The sequence below is a fragment of the Rhodopirellula sp. JB055 genome (assembly GCF_043100905.1).
Classification (GTDB): domain Bacteria; phylum Planctomycetota; class Planctomycetia; order Pirellulales; family Pirellulaceae; genus Rhodopirellula.
Genome location: NZ_JBICHO010000155.1, coordinates 1 through 10,425, shown reverse-complemented (window position 1 = coordinate 10,425; position 10,425 = coordinate 1). Strand labels below are relative to the sequence as shown.

The window sequence follows — 10,425 nt, the reverse complement described above, 5'->3', positions numbered from 1 at the left end:
CTGGTGTTCAGCAACGGCGGCGACGTCACGGCAACGCTGCTTGTGCAATACGATGGCATCGATGCGGATGGTGGCGGACTTGCCCTCGATGCGACCGGTCTGGGCGGAGCGGATTTGTCGAACTCCGATTCAGCCGCCGGTGTTGTGCTGTCAGTTCGAAGCGACCAAGTCGTGACCGACGGCATTGAAGTTCGTGTCTACACGGATGCAGCCAACTACTCGACCGCGACGCTGAACTTGCCCAGTAACATCGCCGGTCCGGCTCAAGAACTCTTCGTACCATTCAGCTCATTCTCCAATGTCGGCACCGGTGCTGATTTCGGAAATGTCGGTGCCATCGAAGTCTTTGTCGATGCGGTCAACAGCAACGGCGGTGGGGGTGCGTCGAGTTTGGACCTGTTCGTCTCTGTTTTGGAATCCCAGAGCAGCAATGAAAACGTGCTGAATCTGGCCAGCATCCAACCCATGGAATTGGGCGGTGAAATCTTCATCGACAACGGTGCCGGCACCAACCAAACCAACCAAGACAACGGCGATCGCGACGCTGGCGAACCCGATTTCCCCACCCCCGGTGCGGGCAACGAAATTGTGGTCGAACTGTATGAATTGACCGGACCAACGGACACAGTCGACGCCGGTGACACCCCCATCGCGACCACCACCGTTTCCGGCGGTGTCACCTCGGGTGCCTACACGTTCACGACGTTGACCAGCGGCGATTCGCTCGGTCCCGGCACCTACGCTGTTGTGATTCCTGAATCAGAATTCGCGACTGGCGAAGCACTCTTCGGCTACTCCGGCAGCAGCACCGCTGCAGCTGACACCGACTTGAATGTCAATGATGACAACGACGGGACCTACGTCGACGGAATCGGTCTGGTCAGCGGTGCGATCACGTTGGAAGTCAACGGCGAACCGACCACCGACGGGACCGACAACAACACCAACTCAACCGTCGACTTCGGCGTGGTTCCCAACACGGACCTGCGAATCACAAAAACGTTGGTCACCGCGTCGTCGAACTTGATCGCTGGTGGCACCGCGGTCTTCGACTTGGTGATCGAGAACTTGGGTCCGCTGGATGCAACCGATGTCAGCGTGGATGACTTCATTCCCGAGGGACTGGCGTTCAATCGCGTGGAAGACAGCGGCGGAGGCGCCGTTGCCACCACAACGACCACCGAAGTTGGTGGAGCGGGTCGCGAAATTCGCACCTTCACCGTGGGTGCATTGGCCGCTACTGGATCGGTGACCTATCGGGTCTTCACCGACATCGACACGGACATTTCTGCTGACCCTGAGAATGAAGCTCACGTCAGCGGCTACGAAGTCGAAGTCGACAATGACCCGACCAACCCAGTTGACTCCGACCCGTTGCTGAACAACGTTTCGCTAGCCAACGCGGACGTCCCCATTGCAACGTTGAGCGTGACCAAGACGGACAACTTGACGACCGTCACTGCTGGTAACCAACTGACTTATGAAATCACGGTCACCAACACCAGCACCGACAACGCAATCAACGTCACCGCATTGGACACGTTGCCAGCCGGAGTGACCTTTGTCTCGGCGAGCTTCACCGATGGATCGGGTTCGGTCAGCGAAGTCACGTCGGGCCCCGACGCTGGCAAGATTCAAATGGTCTTGGGTGATCTGGCGGCCGGAGAAGACGAAACGATTGCAATCGTTGTCACCGTTGACGCAACCATCGCCGACGCGAATTCGCCGCTGGACAACTCTGTCACCGCCTCGGCGGACAACGCTCCCGACGTCACCACCAATGACACCACCGACGTGGTTCGTGAAGTCGACGTGACGGTCGCTAAGACCGTTGTCGAGACTCGGATTCCCGATGACCGCACCGATGGAGATGACTCCGACGACATCATCGACAGCACCTCGCCATTCCAAGTCGTGGCAGGCGGGTTCGTGACCTACCAAGTCGTGGTGACCAACTCGGGTCCCTCGGAAGCTCGCGGGGTAGAAGTCGTCGACGTCTTGGACGCAGGGTTGACCTTGGTCGCTGGCAGCTTTGATGCAGGCACCTCAGGCGTCACCTTGGCTCAAGCAGGTCAAACGCTGACCTTCACCGTTCCTGACCTGGACCCAAGTGAGTCGCTGACGTTCGAATTTGAAGTCGCGATTGCATCCGACGAATTCGACGTGATCGCCAACACAGCGACCGTCAGCACGACGGATCCGGAATCGGATCCAAACAACAACACGTCCACCGTCAACATCGATCCGGATGCCCAGATCGACTTGATCCTGGAAAAGACCGCGGCAGAGACCACAGTTGTCCCAGGTGCTGACACTGTGACCTACACCTTCACGGTCTCGCACGATGACGACAGTGTCTCCGATGCGATCAACTCGCGGATCACCGACACCTTGCCCGCTGGCTTGTCGAATGTGGTGATCACGGCGGCCGGTTCTTCGACCTCCAACTTCAACACCACCACGCGATTGCTCGAAGTCGAATACGCATCCATTCCGGTTGGCACAACGCGAACCTTCACTGTCACCGCCGATGTGGATCCGACGGTGACAACGGACCTGGTCAACTCGGCCTCCGTCGCGGTTCCCGGTGTGACCGAATTGGACAGCACCAACAACACGGACACGGTTACCGTGGGTGTGACGCCTGAGTTCGACTTAACGATCGATAAAACCGTGCAAGGCGGTGCCACAACCTTTGGTCCCGATGACACGGTGACGTTCAACATTGTTGTCTCGCACGACACCGACGACGACGGAACCGAAGCCGACAATGGCGAAAGTCCCTCGACCGCGACGGGTGCGATTGTGACGGACACTTTGCCCGATGGTTTGACCTTCGTTTCGGCAACTTCCGGCGGTGCCGCAGTGACACCAACCAGCACCACCAACGGCGTGATCGTTTTCCCTGAATTCGATCTTGCCCCTGGCACGACTCGAACGCTGACCATCACCGCAACGGTTGATGATGACGCCTCCGGAGCCATCACGAATAATGTTTCGATTGCAACGGACGCTGGTGAAACCCAAACCGACAACAACTCGGCATCCGTTCCGGTCACCGTGGTTCCAGAAGCCAACGTGCGAGTCACCAAAACAGTGGACGTGACGACGGCACAAACCGGTACCGAACTGACTTACACCGTCAATGTCTTCAACGACGGGCCTTCACCAGCAGAAGCCGTCACCGCGATTGACACATTGCCCGCTGGCCTGACCTTTGTCAGCGGCACGGGTCCGAGCGGAGCCTTGTCCGCAACCGGCCAAACGGTCACAGTCAACGGCGGCACCATTGCCTCGGGCGGTTCGTTCCAGTTCACCATCGTTGCCTCGATCAACGACGGGGTCACTGATGACCAAGTCAACTCAGTGACGGTTTCCACCACCACCGCGGAAACCAACACCACCGACAACACGGCTTCGGCAACCACGGCGATCGATCAGGCGATCAATGAGATCTCCGGCAACGTGTACCGCGACACCAACAACAATGGTGTCCGAGACGCGGGCGAGGTTGGCTACGAAGGCGTTGAGCTGGAGTTGACTGGCACGCTGTCCGACGGCAGCACGTTCACTCCTGTGACCGTGACCACCGACGCCAACGGTGAATACCTGTTCGAAGACCTGCTGCCTGGCACCTACCAAGTCACTCGTCTTAGCTTGCCAAGCGGCACGAGCGATGGACCGGAATACCCAAGCTCAGTGGAAGGATCTTTGGGCAACGGCGAAAGCATCGATGACATCGACGTCGGCGGAACCAACCCGACATCGGTCCCATTGACCGACTTCACTGTCATCGACAACAGCAAACGCAGTTTCCTGGCTTCGTTCATGCAAACGCCAGGCGTTCAGAACCGTCCGACGGATCGCTGATCCATTGGACAGAAGTTAACTCGCGACAACCAATCGATGCCGGGCAACGGGGAGCCGGTGGAACGCTCGGATCGATTTCGTGAGTCAAGCCCGGCCTTTTTCGGGGGGAAAAGGTCGGGCTTTTTCATGCGCCAATGACAATCTTGATGAGCCATCGGATTGCTGTTTCACAACCAGCGTCATGATGGAATCAATCCACGACGCTCGTTTGGTCTTGACGCCATGGGCTCGGATTGACGATCCGTTCGGTTGGACACGCCAAAATCTTGAGCGAATCCGATCTAGAACGGAAAAAAAATGCCAGCCCCGACCAATCCACCTTTTGCGACACGCACTTCACGCTCCTTTCGCAGACAATCGTCTTGCGTTGCAATCGTTGCATCGCTGATTTTATTGCTGAGCTTTGTTTGTGAAACCCAGCGCGTGCACGCTCAACAGTATGCGGTCGTTCCAGTCAATGGAAATTCACTCGACCCCTACGCCACCGCCGGATACAACTCCAGCACTCAAGGCGGTGGGTTCTTGGCGGGATTCCCCAGTCAATCGTTTCCGTCCAACCTGCTGATGCAAAACACGGTCGTGCAGGATCGTTTTTGGTTGCGTGCGGACTACATGCATTGGTGGGCCGACGGAATGGAAACCCCTGCTCTGGTCACGACCAGCCCCACAGGCACGGCCCAGACGGATTCCGGCGTCCTCGGACTGGCGACCACGCAAACCCTCTACGGCGGCGAAATCAACGACGACAGCACCAGTGGCGTCCGGTTCCGCGGTGGGTTCTTTGTCACGCCCGCCTCCGCGTTTGGCATCGAAGGAGAATTCTTTCGAATCGGGTCGAACGAATCCGGCTTCAGTCGCAATGGTGGAACTCAAATCGTCGCTCGCCCGTTCTACCGAACCGACACCGACATCGAGACCTCTCAACTGATCAACTACCCTGGCGTGGTCGACGGCAGCTTGTCGATCGGGGCCAGTTCGAAACTCAACTCGTACTTGATCAACGGTCGCATTGCTCTGTGCCCAACCTGTGGCGGCAACTGCGTGACCTGCCGCAACACCGACCGAGTCGATTGGTTGATCGGGTACCGACACATGGAACTGGACGAATCACTGACCTTCTCAGAATCACTTGAGTCGCAACTCACAGCCGCCCCTGGCACCATCAACCTGAACGAGGCGTTCCGAACCAGCAACGAGTTCGATGGCTTGCAGCTCGGTGTGGTTTACCAAGCCAACTTGGAACGCATCTGGCTCGAGAGCCTTTTGCGAGTCGCAGTCGGCACCAACAAGCAAACCGTCTCAATCAACGGGAACACCACCATCACCGAATCAGGGTTGACCGACAGCTACACGGGTGGCCTTTACGCTCAACGTGACAACTCCGGCACCTTCAGCCGCGATGAATTCACGATGGTCCCTGAAATCGGGTTCACACTCGGCGTTCACTTGACCAGTTGCTTGGACGCGACGGTTGGCTACACGTTGCTCTACATGCCCAACGTCGTTCGACCAGGTGACCAAATCGACCGCGACATCGATCCCAATCTGCTGGCGCCTCCCGGTGTTGTGACGTCGCCATCACGCCCGGAATTCCGATTCATCTCCAATGACTACGTCGCTCATGGCTTGAGCTTTGGTGGTCAACTGCGATTTTAACGCGACGGTCCAACCAATCGGGTCAGCTACACTGAATGAAATCCCCACACTGATTTCACTTTTGTAGTGACGACTCATGACCCAACGGACCGAACCGGTCGCCTTCTTTTCTGTCAGCATCGGCCTGTTTCTTCTGCTAACCACCCTCGGTTGCGATCGCAAGGATTCGGCCCCCCAAGCCTCGTCATTGGAATCCCGCTCGGCGGAACCCGCCCCATCCTCGGAAGCAGACTCCGCTCCACCGGTTAGGAGTGACTCGTCCCAAACCGCAACTCCCTCCCTATCGCGGGCTAGGCATCTCCTTGCGTCCGGGAACCCATCGAGTGCTTTGACGGAACTGCGAAGTTTGTTGCAAACGCAACCTGACCGGTTGGACGTGATTGCCCTGACCGCCCAAGCGGAACGGTCTCTGGACAACCTCGACGCGGCCATTGCATTGCTGGATGAATCCGCGGAACGCCTCCCAAAGCACCGTCTGACATTGCTCGCCAACGCAGCAGCTTGGATGGCAGAAAGCGGTGATTACAACGCCGCCATTGTCCGACACGATCGTGTGCTTCAGTCAGCCCCCAACGATGTCAATTCGCTCCGTTCCATCGCGGCACTTCAGAATGAAAAAGGCAATCGTTTCGAAGCAAACGAATCTCTCCGACGTTTGGTCCAACACTCACCGATGACAACGGTGGAACTGCTTTGTTTGTTAGATCCCGGTCGCCAAATCCATGACAGTCAACAATCACGCGCCGCGACACCCCAGAAGGCACTCGCGATAGCTCGCGAAAAGATTGACGAAAACCAATTCCAACAAGCATTGGATGTGCTTGAAAACGCTCCCGGTTTCGCAGCAAAAGAACCAGCGTTGCTTGCATTGCGAACGAGAATTCTCGCAGAGATGGGGAAACACGAAGAAGCGATCCAGGCGTTTGCGGATGCCCCAGACGAATGCGAACGGTTCCCCGACCACTGGCTCGCGATCGGGACCTGGCACCTGACCAACCGCGAATGGGATGCAGCCAGCCAAGCCTTTCAGCATGCCGTGGAACTCGAACCGCTTCATGAATCAGCTTTGCGAAGACTCAGCACGGCGTTGCAAGGAAAGGGCGCAGCAGCGGCAGCTTCGCGTGTCGAAGAACGGTCTCAGTTGGCAAAGGACCTGGCTGAACTCGCCACCTCGACCGTGACTCGACAAGGCAATGTCGGACGATCCTGCCAAATCCTGGCCCAACAACTCGCTCCCATCGGACTGCCCTTTCAATCTCTCGCTTGGCAATTCAACTCCGTCGCATACACCAACCCGCAACGAGCCCGTGTGGATCAACATCTCGTTGCTCTCAGCCAATTGGAACGAACCGTCAACGCGGCTGATTCTTTGCTCGCACAGCGGATCGGACTGCCTTTCGCAAAACCTCATCCAGTCGATTGGAAGTCGCTCGCCAGTTCGCGGGATCAGACCGCACCATCCCCTGCCCCGTCGCTCGCCCCTGCGTTCAGCGACCCACCACTGATTCAGCCACACTTTGAAAACGTGGCGTCGCAGTCCGGCCTGACGTTCCAATATCGCAACGCCAACCCGCCCGTCGAGAAGCATTTCTTGCTGCACCAACCGCTTGGCTCTGGGCTGGCGTGCCTCGATTTCGATCTGGATGGCAACACCGACGTCTACGCTGCTCAGGGCGATGGCAATGCGAATGAACCAGGACAATCGGGCAACTACCTGGCGCGTCACCTTGGCCATTCATTCGTCGACGCAACCGCTCATGCCCTCGTGGACGACCGTGCGTACTCGATGGCCGTGACGACCGGCGACTTCAACCAAGATGGATTCGCTGACATTGTGGTTGGCAACATGGAACGCAACCGTGTGTTGATCAACCAAGGCGATGGCACCTTTCAACCGCTGGAAATGGGGGCAACCTGGAATCACGGAATCTACACGACCGGATTGGCGATTGCGGACGTGTCCGGTGACCATTTGCCGGACATCATTGAGATCAACTATGTCGATGACAAACGTATCTTTGATCCAATTCAATACGATCCTTCAGGAAGCCCGATTCGCTTGCCCGGTCCGATGCAATTCACCGCTGCGGAAGACCGAGTGTTCCTCAGCCAACCAGACGGAACGCTGAAAGGGCATACGTTTCGAGACCTCTGCCCCACCTCCTCGAACGCACACCGCGGAATGGGTTTGGTGGTTGGCGACCTAGATACTGACGGCAGCAACGAAATTTTCATTGCCAATGACCAGACTCCGAATCAACTTTGGGATCGCGTCACCACATCCCCAACCACATTTCAAGACACCGCTGTCCTCTGTGGAGTCGCCAACGGCGTGAAGGGGCGTCCGCTGGCCAGCATGGGAATCGCGGCAGGAGATTTTGATGGCAACCAAACCCTCGATCTTCACGTCACGAATTTCGATGACGAGTTGTCCAATCTTTTTCTGCAGCAAACAGACCGTCTCTACACGGACGCGGTCTTTTCAAGCGGACTTGAAGAACACTCCCGGACCATGCTTGGATTTGGAACGCAAGCCTTCGACTTCGAAAACGATGGCGACCCGGATCTGGTTGTTGGCAACGGCGACATCGAAGATCGGCGTCCGCGGAAACAGCACTTCCGGATGCCCACTCAATTGCTCGTCAATCACAACCATCAATGGATATCCCAAACGCCAAATGATTCCACAGGCTACTTCGCGAGCAACCACTTAGCCCGCGCCGTCGCACGTCTGGACTGGAACCATGATGGCTTGGTCGATCTTCTGATTGGCGATCTCACCGAACCACTTGCACTGCTTGAAAATCAAACCAACACCAGCAACAACTGGCTGCAACTGAAACTTGTCGGCACCACTTCGGAACGAGACGCAATCGGCGCCTCGGTGTTGGTGCAATTGAACGATCAACGAATTCATCAAACGATCGTGACGGGCGATGGTTACATGAGCCGAAATGAATCCATCGTTTGCATTGGAATCCCTGCCAACCAAACACCGCAAAGAATCGAGGTGAACTGGCCCAGCGGACAGAAACAAACGTTTGCACATCCCACCGTGAATCGGTGTGGGTTGATCGTCGAGGGGAGTCCCCTCATTCAATGGATGCATTTTGCACCCTCCAATCCATGACCGAAACACTTGCCAGCAACTTTCAAAAGGGATTAGGCTTAAGTGAGTGTTAATCGATCCCCCCTTCTCATCGAGTCCTTCTATGAAAGCCACCCAAACCTTTTTCGCGTTGCTCGTGTTGGCCGGTACCCTTTCGGTCACCGGTTGTGCTCCCGACGACAGCACCACTCAGATTGAACCCCCTGCAGAATTCAGCTACGACGACAGTTCGTATGAAGAAGAAATGGACGCTGCGACGGACGCTCCAGACCAATAGTCGTCCGAGCGTCAACAAATCTCACATGACCCAGCATTTTTTGATGCTGGGTTTTTTCATGCGCTATCTGACGGTACACGACAGCAACCTGTCCCAAACGTTTTCTAGTCGCAGCGGCTCAAACGAGAATCGCCCGGCAAAACACGCTCTTCCCGTGAGTCTGCTGCGTTGAAACTCAAGCACAACTTTGAAGCCAGCCCGTCCGGCGCCACCCGCTTTGCCACGCCTCAAAACCCCTTCAAAAATCACACACAAGGAATCATCTACCACCGCGCTTCATCTTACGCGATTCCATCCGCCCTTAAAGCTCCCTAACCTTCGCCCGTATGACATAGCAGGAACCCGGCGAGTGTTTTTCTTCGCCATTGATTCCTGCATTCTCCTATTCTTCTCTATTCCTATTTTGGAGCGCGAAATGGTTCGAAACCGAACAAAAGCTTCCGGCTTTACGCTCGTTGAGCTGCTGGTTGTGATCGCCATCATTGGTGTTCTCGTTGGGCTGCTATTGCCCGCCGTTCAAGCTGCCCGTGAAGCAGCCCGCCGCATGCAATGCAGCAACAACTTCAAGCAAATTGGCTTGGGCATTCACAACTACCACTCCGCCTACAATGCTTTGCCAAAGCAAGCTGGCGGCACCTATGTCGACGGTGACTACGGTGGGTCAGGCCCAGGCCGAACAACCAACCGCTTCCGTTTGAGCTGGTTGCCCGCCGTGCTGCCGTTCATCGAACAGCAGGGTCTGTGGGAGCAAATCAGCAACCCCTACAACTTGGACATGAATGGCAACGCCATTGATCCGGGCTTCCCCCCCATGGGCCCAGCGCCTTGGGGTGGTGCCTACCGTCCTTGGTTCACCGAAGTGGGAACCTTCCGTTGCCCCAGCGACCCAGGTCGTGGAGCCCCCGCTCACGGTCGAACCAACTACGCTGCCTGCATCGGCGACAGCACTGACTGGGTCAACCACGGTTACATGCGTCACAGTGGTGGCAGATGGATCTTGACCCCTAACAACGGTCAAAACGCGAACGCGACCAACCGTGGTTTCTTCTACCACCGTCGCCAACTGAAGTTCCGTGACGTTCTCGATGGTTTGTCCAACACCATCGCTTGTGGTGAGATTGCAACGGACCTCGGTGACAATGCAATCACGACCAACGCTCGCTACGGAGTTGGTTGGGGCACGATTCACAACAACCCTGCTCACTGCCGTGACCAGGCTGGCTGGATCAATCCTGCTCGTCCCCAATTCTGGGATCCAGACGTTGCCGGTACTGGCAGCAGCGGAATCCGGACCGGCAACGCCGATTGGAAACGTGGTTTCCGTTGGATGGACACGCCGATCATCTACACCGGTTTCAACTGCATCCTGCCGCCCAACAGCGAAGTATGCTTCGGTGGATCAGGCGACTTCGACACCGGTGCTTGCCCACCGAGCAGTCGTCACCAAGGCGGTGTGCATGTGCTGATGGGCGACGGTGCGGTCAAATTCGTGACCGACTCGATTGACGCTGGC

5 protein-coding genes are annotated in these 10,425 nt (G+C 56.8%); all 5 read left to right on the top strand.

Going from position 1 to position 10,425, the window contains the following annotated elements; translation table 11 throughout:
* Positions 1 to 3,870: beta strand repeat-containing protein (locus ACF8AM_RS06420; RefSeq protein WP_392554830.1), on the top strand; the 3,870-nt coding region annotated here is incomplete at its 5' end.
* 423 nt (positions 3,871 to 4,293) lie between these two features.
* Positions 4,294 to 5,526 (top strand): BBP7 family outer membrane beta-barrel protein, encoded by a 1,233-nt coding sequence (locus tag ACF8AM_RS06415; protein ID WP_392554829.1) that lies wholly within the window; start codon positions 4,294 to 4,296, stop codon positions 5,524 to 5,526.
* Positions 5,527 to 5,854: 328 nt separating this feature from the next.
* On the top strand, positions 5,855 to 8,656 hold the full coding sequence (locus tag ACF8AM_RS06410) for an FG-GAP-like repeat-containing protein (RefSeq protein ID WP_392554828.1): 2,802 nt from the start codon (positions 5,855 to 5,857) through the stop codon (positions 8,654 to 8,656).
* An 82-nt stretch (positions 8,657 to 8,738) separates the two neighbouring features.
* Entirely contained in the window at positions 8,739 to 8,912 is a 174-nt protein-coding gene (locus tag ACF8AM_RS06405) for a hypothetical protein (protein WP_392554827.1), read from the top strand.
* Between the two features lie 415 nt (positions 8,913 to 9,327).
* The coding region (locus ACF8AM_RS06400; RefSeq protein ID WP_392554826.1) for a DUF1559 domain-containing protein at positions 9,328 to 10,425 on the top strand (1,098 nt) is incomplete at its 3' end.